The following is an 18,792-nucleotide window of genomic DNA, read 5'->3' on the forward strand; positions in this document are numbered from 1 at the left end:
GTTTTATTTTAAATGTACATCAACGTCAACGTTCATTCCTGGTCTTAAAAGTTTTACTTTTTCAGGATCGTTAGATTCGTCTATAGTAATTTTTACCGGTAATCTCTGAATTGTTTTTACGAAGTTTCCTGTTGCATTATCAGGAGGTAATAATGAAAAACGAGATCCTGTTGCAGGAGAGAAAGAAGATACAGTTCCTTTAAACTCATAGTTTGGATAAGCATCAACTTTTAAACCTACTTTTTGTCCCACAATCATTTTGTTTAATTGTGTTTCTTTAAAGTTAGCTACAACCCAAGCTTCATTATTATTAATGATATAGAATAATGATTGTCCTGGCTGTACCAATTGTCCCGGCTGAATGTCTACTTTAGAAACCTGACCGTCGATAGCTGCTGTTACTACTGTGTAAGAAAGGTTTAAGTGAGCAACATCAAGCATTGTTTTTGCTTTTTTGATGTTTGCTGCTGCAACTTCTGTCTGCTTATCAGAAACTTTAGATTTTGACTGAATAACTGATTTTTGGTAAGAGCTTGCTCTTTGCTGCTGCTCTAAAACACGTACTTGATTTTCAGCTTCATCTTTTGCAGCCTGAGCCTGCTCGAATTGCTGTTTTGTAATTGTATGAGTTTTGTATAAATTGTTATAACGGTTAAAATCGTTTGTAAGCTGTCTTAATCTGATTTTTGCACTTTCGATAGAACCAGATGCAGATCTCATTTGAGCGTCAGATACTGAAATGCTTGCATTTGCACTTCCAATATCAGCTTTTGCTGCTTCAAATTGACCTTCAGCTCCTAATAATGCAGCATTTGCTTCATCGATTTTTAATTGATAATCTCTCTTATCGATTGTAAATAAAGTATCTCCTTTTTTTACATAGTCATTATCTTTCACATACACTTTACTAATATATCCTGAAACTCTCGGGATAATTGGGTTCATTTTTTTCTCAATCTGAGCATCATCTGTTTCTTCGTGAGCTTGTGAATGTAAATATTTAGAGATTCCATAAGTTCCGCCTCCTAAAATCAGAACTGCAAGTATGATGATGAATTTTTTATTTGTCTTTTTCTTTTCCATGAGAGCTATCGATTATATTTTAGAAAGATTGAATGATTGTGATAATTGTCCTGATACTGAAAGTAATTCGTAATATTTTTGAATAATTGTTGCTTTTGCTACAGCTGTATTAATTTTTGCACTTAATTGTTCAACATCAGCTTCAACCAAATCATTGGTGTCAGCAAGACCATTGTCGAATTTATCTTTTACAAGTCTGTAATTTTCTGCAGCTTGTTGAAATGCTTCTTCATAAACAACACTTTGATTGATCGCTAAGTCGTAATCTTCAATAGATTTTTGAACTTCAACTTTTATACGATCCGTCATAATTGCTTCTGTGTTTTTTACTTCAAGAGCTTTGCTTTCTGCTTCTTTTACATGCGAGCTGTTTTTAAGGATTCCGGATAAATCATAAGATAAACCTAAACCAAAATTCATAGCATATTTTACAGTAATAATATCTTTAAGATCTAAAGCTGTATAGCCTCCAAGAAGCGAAAGTGTTGGGTAATAACCCGCTTTTGCAATTTTAACATTGGCTTCAGAAGCTCTCTGCTGTAAACGAATAGCTTCTAAGTCTTTTCTGTTTTCAAGTGCCAAAGCATCAGATGTTGGTGCATTGGTTGTTTTTAAATTAAAGAAATCATCTTCATTAACCTGAATTTTTACAGATGGCTCTAATTTAAGTAATGTCGTTAGATAAAAGTTAATGTTATTGATATTATTATTAGCTTCATCAATTGATAATTGTGTTTTTGAAACCAATAATTGGGCTTTCAATAAATCATTTCTCGGAATAATTCCGTTTTTCTCTAATTCAATAAAATCCGTAACACGCTGTTTTGCACTTTTTTGGTTTTCATTTAAAACGTCCAAAGTTTTTTGTGCTTTGTATAAAGCTGTATAGTAGGTGATTACTTTTAAAGCAACATCCTCTTTTGTTTTTGCTGCGTTAACGCTTTCAGCTTCGTATAAACTTTCATATGCGTCGATACTGCTTTGGATTTTAAATCCGGCAAAAATAGGAAGGCTTAAATTTGCCATTCCCAGCATCGCGCGATCTGGAGATGCCAAAGAAGCACCTTCACCCTGACCTGGCATATCAATCGAGGCTTTTGTAAGACGCTGATATTGTCCGGAAATTTTTAAATCAGGATATTGGTTATTCTTAACCGATTGTAATTCGTATTTTTTCGAGTTTACCTTAGTGTTGGCAAGCGTAACTTCGTTACTTTTTTCCCAGGCCATTTTTACGGCTTCATCTAAAGTTAAACTTGTTTTTTCTTGTGCTTCTATTGAAGAAATTCCGATAAAGAAAACTCCAAAGAGCATTAATTGACTAATTTTCATAAACAAGTAGCGCTTTTATAGTTTGTTGAATGTGCTTTTTTAGATCGTTGTTAATGTAATTGTTAAACATTTCTTCTGTTTTTAACCCCAATAATTCTTCAAAGAATGAACGGTTCATATGAAAGTGAAAAAAGGTGCCGATAATGGTTGGTGTAATAAGTTGGATATTAACATCTTTTCTAAAAACTCCCTGATCCTGACCCTGCTTGATAATGCTTTCAACTGACTTTAAATTTCCTTTTTTAAGTTCAGTAAATGCCTGCAGGCTTTTTTCTCTCTTTTTGTTGTAAAGTTCAAAATGTAAAACCCTGTAAATCCCTTTGTTAAGGCAGATTCTGTTAACGTAAATTTCGATTAATTTATTGACTTTATCAAGAGGTTCAATGTTTTCTTGTAATAAGTTTTCGAGTTGTAATTTTAAATCAACAGTTTTGTAAAGAATTAAAGCTTCCAGAAGTCTTTCTTTTGAACCAAAATAATACGAAACCATAGCAATGTTAATTTTTGCCTCTTTTGAAATGTCCCGTATAGATGTCCCCTCAAATCCCTTCTCAGAAAACAGCTTTTCTGCAACGTTAAGTATTTGAATTTTTTTGTCGTTTAATTCGATCTGTGACATGGTATTGTTTCTAATCGGATGCAAAATTAAACAGTTGTTTAATTTAAACGCTTGTTTAATTTTATTTTAACATAATATTAACATAAAACGGTGTAGTAGTTTTATGCCTTTAAAAGTAGTTTTTCCTTTGATTAGTCGACCTTTAAAAGTGTAATGTAAAAGTTAATGTCTATTTTTAATTCTGTTGCAGTATCTTGATTTTCAGCTTTTAATGATTGCCATGAAACAGTAGGACGTAACCAGTTATCTTTTATCAGGTTTGTTTTAACAGGCATAGCAAAGTCGTTATTACAATTTGAATAGCGATAATTAAGAACTCCATTTTTAAATTGATATTCTAAAACAGGAACTTTATTTGTTCTCAAATATTGATCAAACAGGTATTGAAAATTAATACCGGATTTAGTGCTTATATAAGTTTCAATTTCCTGTGTTGTAACAACTTTATTATGAAAATCCCGATTTAAACCACGCAATATATTTCGGAATTTTTCATCATCATTTATAATAGAAGCAATCATGTGCATGACTGCCCAGCCTTTTACATAATTATCACTGCTTCCATCCTCGTTTATTCCGTATCGGCCAATAACAGGTTTATCATTTTCTATTGTTCTGAATCGGCCATTCATAAATTCATTTCCAGCTTGTTTACCGCATAAATCAGCTATTACGAGTTCTTCGCCTAAACCGGCAAATCCTTCCTGAATCCATCTATCGGCAATATCGCCTGCTGTAATATTATTACCGAACCATTCATGAGCTATTTCATGAACGATAATTTTATCTGTTTTTTTACCCCACCCTGTATTCGAAATATCGCCGCCTTTTTTGTTTGTTCCTTTTTTATACGAACTGCCGTAGGCAACAGCGCTTTGATGTTCCATTCCTATATAAGGAGCATCAACCATTTTAAAACCGTCTTCATAAAAAGGGTAGGGGCCGTACCAATGTTCTAAAGATTTCAAGGTAATATTTACCTCAGGAATCATATGTTTTTCTGCCTTTTCTTTATTGTAATCTAAAACCCAAAAATCTATGCTTAAAGGACCTTTTTCGCCCTTAAAAGTATCTTGAAGATTTACATAATTTCCAATATAAAAACTAATCCCGTAATGGTTAATAGGGTTTTTTACTTCCCATTTATAAGTCGAAGTATTATCAGCGTTTTTAATTTTGCTTTTTAATCTTCCATTTCCAATTGCTGTTAAACTATCTGGCGTAATAATATTAATACTTGCTCCTTTATTAGGTTCATCGTATAAAGCATTTTTGCAAGGATACCATAAACTGGCTCCTTTGTATTGGCAGGCAGCAGAAATCCATGGACGATTTAAAGAATCTTTTGCCCAGACTAAACCTCCGTCCCATGGCGGTTTGATAGATTCTGTAGGTTTTCCAGAATAATAAATAGTGATTTTGTTTTTTTTAGAAAGAAGATTTTTGGGAAGTTTTATATACCAGATATTTTCATTCTGTGTATAATTTATCTTTTTCCCTTTTTGAAAAACACTGTCGATTTTAAGCGGAGCAACAAGATCAATCTGCATTAAACCAGCATGTTTTTTCTGAATCACATTGTATTCGATTATGTTTTTTCCTGAAATCGTTTTGGTATTGTAATCAGGTTTTATGGTAAGATCGTAATGTTGAATATCCCACCAAATTCGTTCTGGAGTAATTGAACCATTTAATGTATCTTGTTTTGTAGGTATATGCAATGAAGAATTTTCCTGTGCATATACCATACAAAATATAAAATTTAAGAAAAATAGAAAGACTATTTTTTTAATGGAATATTGGAACATAACACGGGCTGCTAAAATTAAAATGCCGTGTAATTTACATTTAATTATCGAATCTCTCCAACAAACTCTTCAATTTTCCCACTGCCGCTTTCACTTAAATGTTTGATAAAAGCACTTCCAATAATAGCTCCTTTTGCATATTTAGTGGCTTGGTTAAAAGTTTCTTTATTTGAAATTCCAAAACCAACAATTTGAGGATTTTTTAAATTTAGATTTGAAATTCTTTCAAAATAGGTTTCCTGAACATCTCCAAAACCACTTTGTGATCCTGTAACACTTGCAGAACTTACCATATAAATAAATCCGTTTGAAACGCTGTCGATAAAACGAATACGTTCATCTGAAGTTTGAGGTGTAATTAGGAATACATTAATTAAACCGTATTTTTCGAAAATGGCTTTGTATTCATCTGCATAAACATCAACCGGAAGATCTGGGATGATTAGACCATCAATACCAATTTCAGCACATTTTTTGCAGAAAGCTTCAACGCCGTATTGTAACATCGGGTTGAAATATCCCATAATGATTAATGGAATTTTTACGCTTTCGCGGATGTTTTGCAGCTGATCGAAAAGAATTTGAGTTGTCATTCCGTTATGAAGTGCCTGTGTAGAACTCGCCTGAATAGTTGGCCCGTCTGCCAAAGGATCACTAAAAGGAAGTCCAATTTCTATTAAATCAACTCCGTTTTTTTCTAAATCCTGAATAATCTGCACCGTATCATTTAAGTTTGGATATCCCGCAGAAAAATAGATCGAAAGGATCTTTTTATCTTCTTGTAATTTTTGAGTTATTCTGTTCATTTTGATATGTTTTTCTACTGCAAGGCTTTCAAAACCTTGTAGGTATATTAAGTTTATTTGAAAAATATTTCACGCAGATTTAAATTGATTTAAGCTGATTCGCGCAGATTTTTTTTAATGAAATCTAATAAAATCTGCTAAATCTGCATGAAAAAACCTTTGTAATCTATCTAACTCTGGTATCAATTTTTAAAATTTTAAAATAGTGCTATTCCAATTATCATTTTGTTTTTCAACCAATAATAATCCAGAGTCAGAATCATTCATTTGCCCGATCAATTCTCCTTTATTATTCCAGAAAGCACTTTGTCCAGCCGATGGAGAACCCCATGATTCACCGCTGAAATTTGACATCAAAACATTCATTTTATGTTTTTCAGCATAATGTTTTAAATCTCTGTAAGCATTCGGGATTCCGTTTGGGGAAAAGAAAATACTGGCAATATAAATGTCGACATTATTTTTTTCTGCGTTTTCAGGATGCTTCGGATTGTCAATATCAGCACAAATTGCAAATGAAATATTTTGATCTTCAATTGTAATCATCGGATTATTGTCAAACGAAGACTGGAAAAATTCATCTTCGCCTTCATGCAAAAACTGTTTCGTGTAAATAGAAACCGAATCGTTGGGAGAAATAATAAATTCACCAATAAATAATTGATTTTCAATTAAGATTGGAGCGCCGGCAATAATGATAATATTATTGTCCGTCGCTAAATCTTTCAGGTGATCTATTCTGTAATCATCTTCGGCGAAAGCCAGTTCCAAAGCATTTTCTCTTTCATATCCTGTAATTGACATTTCAGGAAAAGCTATTAATTGTGCTCCATTTTGAGCCGCCAATTCAATGAGTTTGTAATGGTCTAATAAATTTGAAGCAATATTGCCTCGTTTAGGTTTGGTCTGTGCTGCCGCTAGAATCATTTTTAATTATTTGTTTTCTGTATAAACCCAGGCAATTCTTCCTGATTTTAATTTTACTTGAACTCTTTTGTATGAGTTAGACTCGAATTGATCTACTTTTAACATTTCTTGACTAGAAACTTCAAAAACAACACCATGTATAATGTCTTCCAGATTTTCGCTTGGTACTGCAACAACATAATCTGCCATTCCAAATTCTTCTTCTATTTGTAAACTCTTAAGTTTAAAACCCAGTATTTGGTCTGGTGTTCCGCTTAAAACTTTATTAAAAATCTGCATTTGAATTTGTTTTGATCTTAAAGTTCCGTATGAAAATAATAGTTCCATAATTATGATTTTTCTTGTTATTGTTTGCGTTAGCGATTTTAAAAACCAACGTCCAAATTACAATTTTTATTACAATTTAAAGTAATCAATATAATTATCTAAATCTTTATCTCCACGTCCAGAAAGACTGATCACTACTATATCTTCTGGTTTGAATTTTTTCTGATCCAAAACTGCAAATGCATGAGCGCTTTCAATAGCAGGAATAATTCCTTCTAGTTTTGTCAGCTGCAAACCTGCATTCATAGCATCATCATCTGTTACAGAGAAAAATTCGCCGCGTCCGGTTTGTGCTAAATGCGCGTGTAAAGGCCCAACTCCAGGATAATCAAGTCCGGCAGAAATCGAATATGGTTCAGTAATTTGCCCGTCTGGCGTCTGCATTAAAAGCGTTTTACAACCGTGAATAACACCAACTTTTCCTAGTTTACTGGTTGCAGCACTGTGTCCGCTGTCAACACCTTTTCCGGCAGCTTCAACAGCAATAATTCCAACTTGCGGTTCGTGCAGAAAATGATAATACGTTCCTGCGGCGTTACTTCCGCCGCCAATGCAGGCAACAACATAATCAGGATTTTCGCGTCCTTCTTTTTCTTTTAACTGCCATTTTATTTCTTCTGAGATAATACTCTGAAAACGTGTTACCATATCAGGATAAGGATGCGGTCCAATTGCCGATCCAATGATATAATGTGTGTCTACAGGGTTATTAATCCAATCACGAATTGCTTCGTTGGTAGCGTCTTTTAAGGTTCTTGAACCCGAAAGAGCCGGACGAACTTCAGCGCCAAGCATTTTCATACGCGCAACGTTTGGTGCCTGACGCGCAATGTCAATTTCTCCCATATAAACGATGCATTCAATTCCCATTAGTGCGCAGACTGTTGCAGTTGCTACACCATGCTGACCCGCACCGGTTTCGGCAATAATTCTTTTTTTACCCAAACGTTTTGCTAATAAAATCTGCCCGATTGTGTTGTTGACTTTATGCGCTCCGGTATGGTTTAAATCTTCTCTTTTTAGATAAACCTTTGTATTGTATTTTTCAGATAAGCGTTTTGCAAAATACAACGGACTAGGGCGTCCTACATAATCTTTTAGCAATTGGTTGAACTCTGCCTTAAAATCAGGTTCGTCCATTATGCTTAAGTATTTTTGGCGTAGTTCTTCTACATTCGGATATAACATTTCTGGAATGTAAGCTCCTCCAAATTCACCGTAATATCCTTTTTCGTTAACGTTAAAACTCATTTTTTTAAATTTTAAAAGTTGGCAACATCAAATTTTCGTTTGAAATTGCTAAATAAATTTCTGTTTTTCAGCCCTGGTTCAATTTCAAATTTACTATTTACATCGACTGCATAAATAGGTAAACTGCTTTTTGAAATTTCTTCGATGGCTTTTAATTCTTTCATTCCAATACCGCCGCTTAAAAAGAAAGGCTTTTTCGAATTGTATTTTTTTAATATGCTCCAGTCGAAAGTTGTTCCATTACCGCCGGGTAGTTTTCCTTTTGTATCAAATAGAAAATAATCGCAGAATGGTTCGAAAGGTTTTATGATTTCAAAATCAAAATTTTCATCGGCTGAAAATACTTTTATGATTTCGATTTTTTTTGATAATTGTTTTTTTAGTTGTGATACAAATTCAACCGATTCATTTCCGTGTAACTGAACGGCTTGTAAATTGTGTTTTACGACTTTTTCTAAAATTTCTTCCAGACTTTGGTTTACAAAAACGCCTACTTTTTTGACTGTTTTTATAAGTTCAGGAATAGTTCCATTAAAATATCGTGCGGATTTTTCCCAGAAAATAAATCCCATATAATCGGGCAGGAGTGCACCTACTTCGAGAATGTTTTCAGGATATTTCATACCGCATATTTTGAGTTTCATTTTTTTTATACTGCTTTAAGCTTTAGGCAATAGGCTTTAGGCTTTTTGCTTTGTGCTGATTTTTTTATTTACTTTTTGCTAATAGCTTACGGCTTACAGCTGACTTATAAAGTCAACAGCTGCTTGTCCGGCGTTGTCGGTTTTCATGAAGTTTTCTCCTATTAAGAAACCTTTGTAACCGTATGGTTTTAGTTCCTGAATGGCTTCGATTGATGAAATGCCGCTTTCGGATACTTTTACAAAATCGTCCGGAATTTGCGATGCTAAATCTTTACTGAAATCCAGACTTACTTCAAAAGTTTTCAGGTTTCTGTTGTTAACGCCAATCATGTCTAAAGTTGGCATAATCGATTTTTCTAATTCTTCCTGATTGTGAACTTCCAGTAAAACTTCTAAACCTAGTTTTTTGGCAAATTCAGATAAAGATTTGATTTCTTCACGGGTTAAAACCGCTGCGATTAATAGAATTAAATCAGCTCCGTGTGCTTTTGCTTCTAAAATCTGATATTCGTCTACAATAAATTCTTTTCGCAAAAGCGGAATGTTTACGCTTGCTCTGGCTAAAAGTAAATCGTCTAAAGAGCCACCAAAATATTTCCCGTCTGTTAAAACCGAAATTCCGCAGGCACCAGCATTTTCATATCCTTTTACGACTTCTTCAACTGTAAAATTGTTGTTGATGATTGATTTTGAAGGTGAACGACGTTTGTGCTCTGCGATAATTCCAGAATTGCTGTTTTTTAATTTCTGACTTAAAGAAATAGTTTGTTTATTAAAAAAGACCGAAGCTTCCAGCTGAGAAACCGGAATAATGGATTTCTTTAGAATAACTTCTCGTTTTTTATCTATTATTATTTTATCTAAAATATTCATTTTTTTAAGGTGCTAAGATTCTAAGATACTGAGATACAAAGCTTTTTTTAAAGTGATAATTCCTGTAATTTTTGTAAAGCTTTTAACCCTTTTCCTGAGAATAAACTTTCTTTTGCTAATTCAAATCCTTCTTGAGGAGAACATTTTGTAACTGTTGCAATTGCCATTGCTGCATTGGCACAAACAACATTATTTTGTGCTTCGTTTCCTTTTCCTGAAATAATATTGGTGAAAATTTCGGCTGATTCTTCAATGGTTTTTCCGCCTTCAATTTCAGTTTGAGATAAAAGACGAATGCCAAAATCTTCTGGTTTTATCATTCCTTCCATGTGGCTGGTAATAATTTTTGTTGGCCCGGTTAGGGAAATTTCATCATAACCGTCAAGCGAATGCAGGATTGTGAAATTTACATTGGTATTTTGGTATAAATAGGCATACATTCTTGCCAGTTCTAAGTTGAAAACTCCAACGAGCTGATTTTGTGGAAATGATGGATTTACCATTGGACCTAACATATTAAAGAAAGTTTTTACTGCCAGTTCTTTTCTGATTGGTCCAACGTTTTTCATTGCTGGGTGAAACAGGGGAGCGTGCAGAACACAGATTCCTGCCTGATCGATGCATTTTTCTAAAAATGAAGGATCATTACTGAATTTAATTCCCATTTTTTCCATTACATTGCTTGATCCTGAAATAGAAGAAACACCGTAATTTCCATGTTTTGCCACTTTTATTCCAGCTCCTGCCGCTACAAAAGAGGCTAAAGTCGAAATATTAAAGGTATCTTTTCCATCACCGCCTGTTCCGCATAAATCGATTGTGTTATATGCAGATAAATCGATACGAATACATAATTCTAATAAAGCTTCGCGAAAGCCAGAAAGTTCGTCAATCGTAATGCTTCGCATCATAAAAACAGTCAAAAATGCCGAAATCTGACTTGGATTGTATTGACCGCTTGAAATATTAATCAATACGTTTTTTGCTTCTTCTTTAGAAAGCACTTCGTGGTTGATTAATTTGTTTAATATAGTTTTCATTGAAATTTAGTCTTAAAGTCTAAAGTCGAAGGTCTTAAAGTCCTTGACTTTGTAATTCATTTTTTTTCTTGTGTTTTTTAGTTTTAAAATAGCGAAAGACCTTTTTTGACTTTATGACTTTCGACTTTAAAACTTTCGACTAGCTGTTAATCCAATTCTCTAAAATCCTTTTTCCTTTTGGGGTTAAAACACTTTCCGGATGAAACTGAACGCCTCTTACATCATAATTTTTGTGTCGTAAAGACATAATCTGCCCGTTTTCGTCTACCGAAGTTGCTTCTAAATCATCAGGTAAATTTGCATCGACAACCCATGAATGGTATCTTCCAACTTCAAATTCGTTTCCTAAGCCTTCAAACAAAATTTCGTCTGAAACTACCGTTTTTACATTTGTCGAGACACCATGGTATACTTTATCAAGGTTAGAAAGTGTTCCGCCAAAAACTTCTCCGATAGCCTGTTGTCCTAAACAAACTCCAAGGATACTTTTTGTAGGACTGTATTTTTCGATTACTGCTTTTAGTAAACCTGCTTCATCTGGAATTCCGGGACCTGGAGAAAGTAATATTTTATCAAAAGAAGCGATTTCGTCAATTTCGAATTCATCATTTCTATAAACGGTTACTTCGCAGTTTAAATCTTCCAGATAGTGTACTAAATTATAAGTGAAACTATCGTAATTGTCTATAACTAATATTTTTTTCATTTTCTTTGAGGTTCTAAGCTGCTAAGGTTCTAAGTTGCTAAGGTTTTTAACTGCGACTGAAAACCGTGACTCCCAGCTGTTTTTTTATTTATTTTTCTCGAACGTACTTTTCAGTAATAATTCGGTCTACTCCTAACTTTTCTATTTTTTCGATTCCTTTTTGAATCAATGTGTCGTTTTTAACTTTTACTGTAAATTCAAATTTGTTGTTTTCCCATTGTCTGTTATTGAAAAACTCCAGATACTCTGTATATGTGCTGTCTTTTAAGGTGTATTTCCCGCCTCCTCCAAAGAAAACTGCATTTGTTGAATCTTTTCCGTTATTTAAATCATGATTGAAAAAAGCAAAATGCGTTTCATTTATAATTTTAATCATTTTTGTTTTTGAATTGAAAGTAGAAAAAGTTGAATCTTTTTCTGTCGTTTCTGCTGATATAAGACGCCAGGTTCCTTCAATCGGATTGTGTTTTTTCTCTGAATTACAAGATGTCATGGCAATGATTAAAACTAAAATTGATACTGCTTTTTTCATGGTTTGTGGTTTTTATGGTTTGTTTTTTTATTGTTTCAGGTTTCAAGTTCTGCGACTGAAAACCGCGACTGGCGACTAAATATTTTCCGCCATTTCAAGCGCTGTATTTAGGGCTCTTAATTTATTATAAACTTCCTGCATTTCGCTTTCTTCGTCAGAACTCGCTACGATTCCGGCACCAGCCTGGCAATGCAATTGATGATTTTTTGAAAGGAAAGTTCGAATCATAATTGCATGGTTAAAGTTTCCGTCAAAATCCATTACTCCAATTGCACCTCCGTAAAAATTACGATTTGTTTTTTCGTAATCTTCAATCAACTGCATCGCTCTGTGTTTAGGCGCACCGCTTAATGTTCCTGCCGGGAAAGTATCTGCAACGACCTGCATAGTTGTAGCTTTGTCATGTAAATGTCCTGTAACTTTTGAAACTAAATGAATTACATGAGAGAAAAACTGAACTTCTCTGTATTTTTCTACATTTACATCATGTCCGTTGCGGCTTAAATCATTTCTGGCTAAATCTACCAGCATTACGTGTTCGCTGTTTTCTTTTTTATCTTCAGAAAGTTCTTTTGCTAAAAGCGCATCGCGTTCGTCATTTCCTGTTCTTTTGAAAGTTCCAGCGATTGGATGAATTTCTGCTTTTCTGTTTTTTACAATAATTTGTGCTTCGGGTGAAGAACCAAATATTTTGAAATCTCCATAATCAAAAAAGAATAGGTAAGGAGAAGGATTGATGCTTCGTAAAGCTCTGTAAACATTAAATTCATCACCTTTAAAACCTTGTGTAAAACGACGTGATAAAACCAATTGAAAAACATCGCCGCGAAAACAGTGTTTTTTTGCTAAAGCTACATTGTGTTTGAATTCTTCATCTGTTAGGTTAGAGAAACCTTCACCTTCTTTAGTGAATTTGTATAAAGCGATATTTCTTGACTGCAATAATTGTTCGATTTCAGAAATGTTATTTCTTCCGTCAACACTGTGACAGAAAATATAAGCCTCATTTTTAAAGTGATTAATCGCAATTATGTTTTGGTAAACTGCATAAAATACATCAGGAATTGAAGTTGCATTGTCTTTTTTGGCAATTGAAACTTTTTCGAAGTAGCGGACAGCATCGTAAGAAATGTATCCGAATAAACCATTATTAATGAATTTAAAATCGTTTTTTTCTGATTTAAATTGATTTGAAAACTCCTGAATTACTTCTGGAATATTGGTTGAAGCATCGATTGTACTTTGCTCTGAAGTTCCGTCTGGAAAAGTTTTTGAAATGGTTTCGTTTTCAATTTTTATTGTTGCAATAGGGTTACAGCAGATGTATGAGAAACTATTGTCGTTTCCGTGATAATCACTACTTTCCAACAATAAACTATTTGGAAATTTATCTCTTATTTTAAAATAAATACTTACCGGCGTAATGGTATCTGCCAGAATTTGTTTGTAATGTGTGTTGAGTATAAACGGTTTCAATGTATGTTGTTTTTTAGTTTTAATATATTTTTCTGTTAAAGTTCCGGCCAAAAAAAAAGGCTTGTCGTGATGACAAGCCTTTTATATTTATAGTTTTGAAAATACCATAGGAAGCTTCGTTCACGACGTTTGACGTAAATTGTTCCACCACCAAGTATTGTTCATTATTGTTCTCATTTCTTTATTTTGATGTGACAAAGATATAAATGTAATTTGAATTAGAATACATAAATTTTCAAAAAAAACTTTTCTAATCTTTGAAATTTGTTAAATTTTAAATTCTAACTTTTGACTAAAAGCTTAATTTCCAATTGCCAGCGTGTTGTTTACGTTTGCTCTAAAATCTGGATTTCCTTTGATGTTTGGCGTTATAAACAATTCTATATTTTTCATTTTTGTGTATTCAAGACCAGAATTTGGATTGTAAAAGTTTTGAATTGATGCATCTGAACTTGATGATTCGCTCGTAATTCCTCCGTTACAATTGTTAACTATGGTATTTTTAAAACTCATTTTTGCTAAGTTTTCATTTCCGTTTCCAATATTTCCTTCTAATAAAACAAAAGGCGAAAAACCAGAAACAATACTATTGTTTAAGTTAAAAAATGTATTTTCTCTTACATAAATAGATTCCCTAACCAAGCCCTGATTGTTTTCTTCTAAATTTATTAAAGTGATATTTGAAGCATTAATTTTGGTCATTTTTTTGCTCATATCTGTATTTTGAACTTTATCGTATGAATCTACTTCAAAACATCTTGATCCTGAGATATCTGATGAGAACGGATGACGAACAGCAATACTGTTAGTAATATTGATTTGTGCACCTTGTGTAAAATCAAAATCATCATCAGTTGTTCTGTATGAGATTAAGTTACTCATATTCAGGTCACCTCCATAACATTCAAAAGAATCATCATTTGAAAAACTGATTTGAATGTTGCTTAAAACTGTTTTTCTTCCCACTCCGGCTAAAGAAAGTCCGTTTAATTCCTTAGAAGCACTTAATTTTCGTCCTGCATATTCAATTCTAACATATTTCATAACTCCAGAATTGTCTTCTGGGTCCTGACCTCCATAATGATTTAAAGTTGGTTCTAGATCAAAAGGTAAAGTGTGAATGCCTCCCAAAGTATTTATAGGCGCTTTTCCTAAAATAATAATCCCGCCCCAGTCACCTGGCTTTCTATTGTTTTTTTCATTTTCTGATGTAAAAACAATTGGGTCAGTTTCAAGACCTTCAGCCATAATTTTTGCTCCGTTTGTAATTACAAGAGTACCGCAGGTTTTATCATCGCCTCGAATTACTGTTCCCGGTTCTATGGTTAAAGTAGCATTATTGGTAACATACACAACACCAACTAAATGATACGTATTACGCTTAACTAAGCGGGTATCTTTATCAATTGTTCCGGCAATTATATTAGTTGCTTCGTTATATTCATTTATGGCTGGTTTAAAATTTGTCCAATTGTTCATCCAGTTTGTAGTTCCAATAATTCCTTTTGGCTGCTGCTGGGCGTGTATAAAAAAGCTGGTAATCAGAGCGAAAAATACAATTCGTAATTTTGTTTTCATAACTATAATTTTGAGTTTCTAGTTTTTGAGTTTTTATTTTCCTCAAAATTAGAGGCCGTATGTTAATCAATACGGGGATGGTTGTTATGAAAGTGTTATTATAGTATTAAGAACGTTATTTTTATGAAAAGTAATAGAAAAAAGAAACCCCGGCAGAATTAAACTGCCGGGGTTTTTCTTATAATATGAATTAGTAAGCCTTAATTAGAATTTTAAAGACACTGCTAATTCGAAATCGTCATTGATAGTTTTGTCTCCTAAGTTTTCGAAGAAGTTACCAGAGTTGTATTTAATATCGTATTTAGTTCTGTCAACTTTGAAAGCAGTTGTTGCAGTGTTTCCGTTTACAGTGATATCAAAAGTTACTGGTTTAGTAATTCCTTTAATAGTTAAATCAGCAGTTACAGTATAAACGTCAGCAGATTTAGAACCAATAGTTTTGAAAACTAATTTAGAAGTTGGGAATTTATCAGTTCCAAAGAAATCGTCAGCTTTTAAGTGACCGTTTAATTTTCCTTGGTATTCTCCAGTTAAATCTGTAGCTGTTAATGAAGTCATATCAACAGTAAATGAACCACCTGTTAATTTTTTTCCTTTGAAAACTACAGCACCGTCTTTAAAGTTTACAGTTCCAGAGTGCTCTCCAGTTACTTTTTTACCTACCCATTTAATAGTAGAAGCTTTTACGTCGATTTTTTTAGTTTGTGCGTTTACTGAAATACCAGCAGCAGCTACGAATAATGCAATTGCAATTGTTTTTAAATTTTTCATGTTGTTAAAATTGAATTTAGATTTGTAAATAATTATATAGTGATAAATAATTCCTCGTGAGATTTTCTAACTTTTTTGTAGTGCTGCGTATCGTCTTCATCATGTCTGTAACCTACAGTTGCAATAACCGAAGCGTTTAAACCTAATTTGTCGAAACCTAAGATTTCATTAAACGCAGCAGGATTAAACCCTTCCATTGGCGTAGCATCGATTTTTAATTCTGCAGCAGCAGCTAATAAAGTTCCTAAAGCAATATAAGTTTGTTTTGCTGTCCAGATGTTTTTAGCTTCTTGTGATAAGTTTGAAATTACGCCATTTATCATGTCAGCAAATCCGCCTAAAGCTTCAGCAGGAACACCTCTTGTTTCGCTGATGTTTTTAATGTAAGCAGCAACAGATTCTGGTCCTGCATTTAAGTCGTTTGCAAAAATGAATAATTGCGAAGCATCAGTAATTTGAGTTTGTCCATAAGCTGCTGCTTTTAACTTTTCTCTAATTTCTGGATTTTCTACAATAATTACTTTATAAGGTTGTAATCCGTATGAAGAAGCAGCTAATCTTACAGCTTCTTTTAAAGTATTTAAATCTGCAGCAGATATTTTTTTTGTTGCATCAAACTTCTTTGTTGCATACCTCCATTTTAGATTGTCTAATAATGTGCTCATAATGTTAATTTTGTTGGGTTCGGTATTTTTCTAATAATTTATTTAATAATTCTAATTCTTCAGGACTTATATTCTCGGCAAATGCACGCTCGTGCGCATCTACTTTCGGGTCTAATTCTTTTAAAACATCAAGTCCTTTTTGTGTAATCAGCACCTCAATCTTTCTGCGATTATCCGGACAAACGTTTCTTGTTACCAGTTCCTTAAGTAATAATTTGTCAACTAATCGTGTTGTATTACTTGTTTTTGCCAGCATACGTTCTTGTATAACACACATATTAGCAGGATTTCCTTTTTGTCCTCTTAATATACGCAGCACATTATATTGTTCTCCAGACAAATCATACGGTTTCATTATCTCGTTGAAATGATCCTGAATCACATTTTGTGTGTACATAATGTTCAGAATAACTTTTTTCGCATTATCCATCTTAACTGTACTCTTAATAACCTCTTCAATTGTCATAGTCGTAAGTGTATAATTTGTATATACAAATGTATAACTTTTAATAGTTGTATATACAAGTGTTGTGTTAATTATTTGTTAATATGAAAAAAAGCCGTATAAATAATTAATTATTAATGCCTAAAGTTAATTTATTTTTTAGATTTAAATAGTTGATATTTTGATATTTAACTTAATGTTAAACTAGAATGTTCAGATTTAAATATTTTTATTGCTGAGGCATTTTTGTAAGATTAATTTTTTAACCATAAATCGGATGGAGTTAAAAATGTACTTTGATTTTGAACTGCTTATCGAAATTCTGAGAGAAAAAATCCTTTAGATGTCGCTTTAAAATCTGCAATTTCCTTAGCGATCCAATTTTCATCATGTCCAAGTTCTTTTGCAATTACCCTTGCTGTTTTTTCAGATACTTCAATTGCAGCTCTGGCATCCAAAAACAATAATCGAACACGTCTTGCCAGAATATCATCTACAGTTCTTGCCATTTCATAACGTACAGCCCAAACAATTTCTGCCAATGTAAATTCATAATCAGGATGGAGTTTTTCTTTTAATTCTGGTTCTTTTTTTTGCAACTGGAGTATTTTTGCAATATCAGAACCATAAATATACAAGTGATCTTCCCGATCAAGAGTCGTTGTAGGCTTATTTCCGTGAATGCTTAAGTGTTGCGTAATACAAGGTTTTTTGGGAAGTTTTCCTTTTAGTATTGCTTTGTCAATGATGTCTTCGGCAATTTTTCGGTAAGTAGTCCATTTTCCTCCTGTTATGGTTATTAAACCAGTTTCTGAAACTATAATTTTATGGCTTCTGGAAACTTCTTTTGTGCTTTTGCCTTCTTCTTTTGGAGCAGCTAACGGACGCAGACCTGCAAAAACAGATAATACATCGGCTCTTGTTGGTTTTTTGGCAAGGAATCGCTGTGCTGTTTCTAAAACAAATTCAATTTCGCTCTCTAAAGCAATAGGTTCTAAACTTTGTTTTTTTATTAAAGTGTCGGTTGTGCCTACTACAACGTGATTGTGCCACGGAACAGCAAATAAAACCCTTCCATCTTTTGTTTTTGGAATCATCAAAGCATGTTCGCCCGGGAGAAAAGATTTATCAAACACCAAATGAATTCCCTGACTCGGCACGATATATTTTTTGTAAACTTTATCGTTTAGCTTCATGATGGCATTTGTAAAAACTCCTGTTGCATTTATTACAACTGCACCTTTTATGTTATAGTTTATTCCGGTTTCCTGATCAACTGCCTGAACGCCGGTGATTTGATTTTTATCATCTTTTATTAAATTAATAACTTTTGTATAATTTAAAACACAAGCTCCGTTTTCTACCGCAGTCTGAGCCAGATTTACAGCCAAACGAGAATCGTCAAATTGCCCGTCATGATAAATAACACCATTTACAAGTCCGTTTTCTTCTACATTTGGAAGCATTTCGATAGTTTTCTTTTTGGAAAGATATTTAGAACTCCCCAAACTTAAACCTCCTGATAATAGATCATAAATTTTTAATCCAATGGTGTAAAAGTAACCGCTTAACCAATGGTAATTTGGAATAATAAAAGATTGATTTTTTACCAAATGATTTGCATTTTGTGCCAGTAAACCTCGCTCTTTTAATGCTTCTCTAACTAAGTGGACATCTCCCTGTGCTAGATATCGTACACCGCCATGAACTAATTTGGTACTTCTGCTGGAAGTTCCTTTGGCAAAATCTACAGCTTCAAGTAAGATGGTTTTATAACCTCGGCTGGCAGCATCAATTGCAGTTCCTAAACCACTGGCTCCTCCGCCTATAATTATTACGTCCCAATTTTCGGTATTTTGTAGTTTTAGTAACTGCTCTGAACGATTCATATTTTTTACGGGACTTTTTG

At 33.4% G+C, this 18,792-nt stretch carries 19 protein-coding genes; all 19 read right to left on the reverse strand.

What is annotated here, in order from left to right:
- Positions 1-3: 3 nt before the first annotated feature.
- On the reverse strand, positions 4-1,083 hold the full coding sequence (locus tag ACTJIW_RS09050; protein WP_440715174.1) for an HlyD family secretion protein: 1,080 nt from the start codon (positions 1,081-1,083) through the stop codon (positions 4-6).
- Positions 1,084-1,095: 12 nt separating this feature from the next.
- Positions 1,096-2,415, reverse strand: a complete 1,320-nt coding sequence (locus tag ACTJIW_RS09055) for a TolC family protein (protein WP_012026867.1) — start codon at positions 2,413-2,415, stop codon at positions 1,096-1,098.
- Positions 2,405-3,034: a TetR/AcrR family transcriptional regulator gene (locus ACTJIW_RS09060; RefSeq protein ID WP_073408693.1), complete on the reverse strand. Its 630-nt coding sequence runs from the start codon at positions 3,032-3,034 to the stop codon at positions 2,405-2,407. Before ACTJIW_RS09060 ends, ACTJIW_RS09055 begins: the two co-directional genes overlap by 11 nt.
- 131 nt (positions 3,035-3,165) lie before the next feature.
- Positions 3,166-4,782 carry a M1 family metallopeptidase gene (locus ACTJIW_RS09065; protein ID WP_440715173.1) on the reverse strand — a complete coding sequence of 539 codons (1,617 nt, stop codon included), beginning with the start codon at positions 4,780-4,782 and terminating at the stop codon, positions 3,166-3,168.
- A gap of 104 nt (positions 4,783-4,886) precedes the next feature.
- On the reverse strand, positions 4,887-5,648 hold the full coding sequence (gene trpA, locus ACTJIW_RS09070; RefSeq protein ID WP_121360405.1) for a tryptophan synthase subunit alpha: 762 nt from the start codon (positions 5,646-5,648) through the stop codon (positions 4,887-4,889).
- A 189-nt stretch (positions 5,649-5,837) separates the two neighbouring features.
- Complete coding sequence (locus tag ACTJIW_RS09075) at positions 5,838-6,575, reverse strand: carbon-nitrogen hydrolase family protein (RefSeq protein ID WP_433813151.1); 738 nt, start codon at positions 6,573-6,575, stop codon at positions 5,838-5,840.
- A gap of 6 nt (positions 6,576-6,581) precedes the next feature.
- Positions 6,582-6,902, reverse strand: coding sequence for a gamma-glutamylcyclotransferase family protein (locus ACTJIW_RS09080; protein ID WP_012026862.1), 321 nt, complete (start codon positions 6,900-6,902; stop codon positions 6,582-6,584).
- Positions 6,903-6,971: 69 nt separating this feature from the next.
- Positions 6,972-8,153, reverse strand: coding sequence for a tryptophan synthase subunit beta (trpB, locus tag ACTJIW_RS09085; protein ID WP_012026861.1), 1,182 nt, complete (start codon positions 8,151-8,153; stop codon positions 6,972-6,974).
- An 11-nt stretch (positions 8,154-8,164) separates the two neighbouring features.
- Positions 8,165-8,797, reverse strand: a complete 633-nt coding sequence (locus tag ACTJIW_RS09090; protein ID WP_440715172.1) for a phosphoribosylanthranilate isomerase — start codon at positions 8,795-8,797, stop codon at positions 8,165-8,167.
- A 93-nt stretch (positions 8,798-8,890) separates the two neighbouring features.
- The gene (trpC, locus tag ACTJIW_RS09095) at positions 8,891-9,670 is read right to left on the reverse strand and encodes an indole-3-glycerol phosphate synthase TrpC (RefSeq protein WP_440715171.1); all 780 of its coding nucleotides are present in this window, start codon (positions 9,668-9,670) and stop codon (positions 8,891-8,893) included.
- Between the two features lie 47 nt (positions 9,671-9,717).
- Positions 9,718-10,710 carry an anthranilate phosphoribosyltransferase gene (trpD, locus tag ACTJIW_RS09100; RefSeq protein WP_012026858.1) on the reverse strand — a complete coding sequence of 331 codons (993 nt, stop codon included), beginning with the start codon at positions 10,708-10,710 and terminating at the stop codon, positions 9,718-9,720.
- Between the two features lie 139 nt (positions 10,711-10,849).
- Positions 10,850-11,416: an anthranilate synthase component II gene (locus ACTJIW_RS09105; RefSeq protein WP_012026857.1), complete on the reverse strand. Its 567-nt coding sequence runs from the start codon at positions 11,414-11,416 to the stop codon at positions 10,850-10,852.
- A gap of 88 nt (positions 11,417-11,504) precedes the next feature.
- Complete coding sequence (locus ACTJIW_RS09110; protein ID WP_012026856.1) at positions 11,505-11,948, reverse strand: hypothetical protein; 444 nt, start codon at positions 11,946-11,948, stop codon at positions 11,505-11,507.
- A gap of 75 nt (positions 11,949-12,023) precedes the next feature.
- Entirely contained in the window at positions 12,024-13,424 is a 1,401-nt protein-coding gene (locus ACTJIW_RS09115) for an anthranilate synthase component I family protein (protein ID WP_440715170.1), read from the reverse strand.
- 300 nt (positions 13,425-13,724) lie between these two features.
- On the reverse strand, positions 13,725-15,002 hold the full coding sequence (locus tag ACTJIW_RS09120; RefSeq protein ID WP_012026854.1) for a hypothetical protein: 1,278 nt from the start codon (positions 15,000-15,002) through the stop codon (positions 13,725-13,727).
- Positions 15,003-15,206: 204 nt separating this feature from the next.
- Complete coding sequence (locus ACTJIW_RS09125; RefSeq protein WP_440715169.1) at positions 15,207-15,773, reverse strand: YceI family protein; 567 nt, start codon at positions 15,771-15,773, stop codon at positions 15,207-15,209.
- A 32-nt stretch (positions 15,774-15,805) separates the two neighbouring features.
- Entirely contained in the window at positions 15,806-16,438 is a 633-nt protein-coding gene (locus tag ACTJIW_RS09130) for an NAD(P)H-dependent oxidoreductase (protein ID WP_440715168.1), read from the reverse strand.
- A 4-nt stretch (positions 16,439-16,442) separates the two neighbouring features.
- Positions 16,443-16,904 carry a MarR family winged helix-turn-helix transcriptional regulator gene (locus ACTJIW_RS09135; protein WP_012026851.1) on the reverse strand — a complete coding sequence of 154 codons (462 nt, stop codon included), beginning with the start codon at positions 16,902-16,904 and terminating at the stop codon, positions 16,443-16,445.
- Between the two features lie 290 nt (positions 16,905-17,194).
- The gene (locus ACTJIW_RS09140; protein ID WP_440715167.1) at positions 17,195-18,772 is read right to left on the reverse strand and encodes an FAD-dependent oxidoreductase; all 1,578 of its coding nucleotides are present in this window, start codon (positions 18,770-18,772) and stop codon (positions 17,195-17,197) included.
- Positions 18,773-18,792: the final 20 nt, after the last annotated feature.

It is taken from the genome of Flavobacterium sp. 22659, from assembly GCF_052044235.1.
GTDB classification, from domain to species: domain Bacteria; phylum Bacteroidota; class Bacteroidia; order Flavobacteriales; family Flavobacteriaceae; genus Flavobacterium; species Flavobacterium johnsoniae.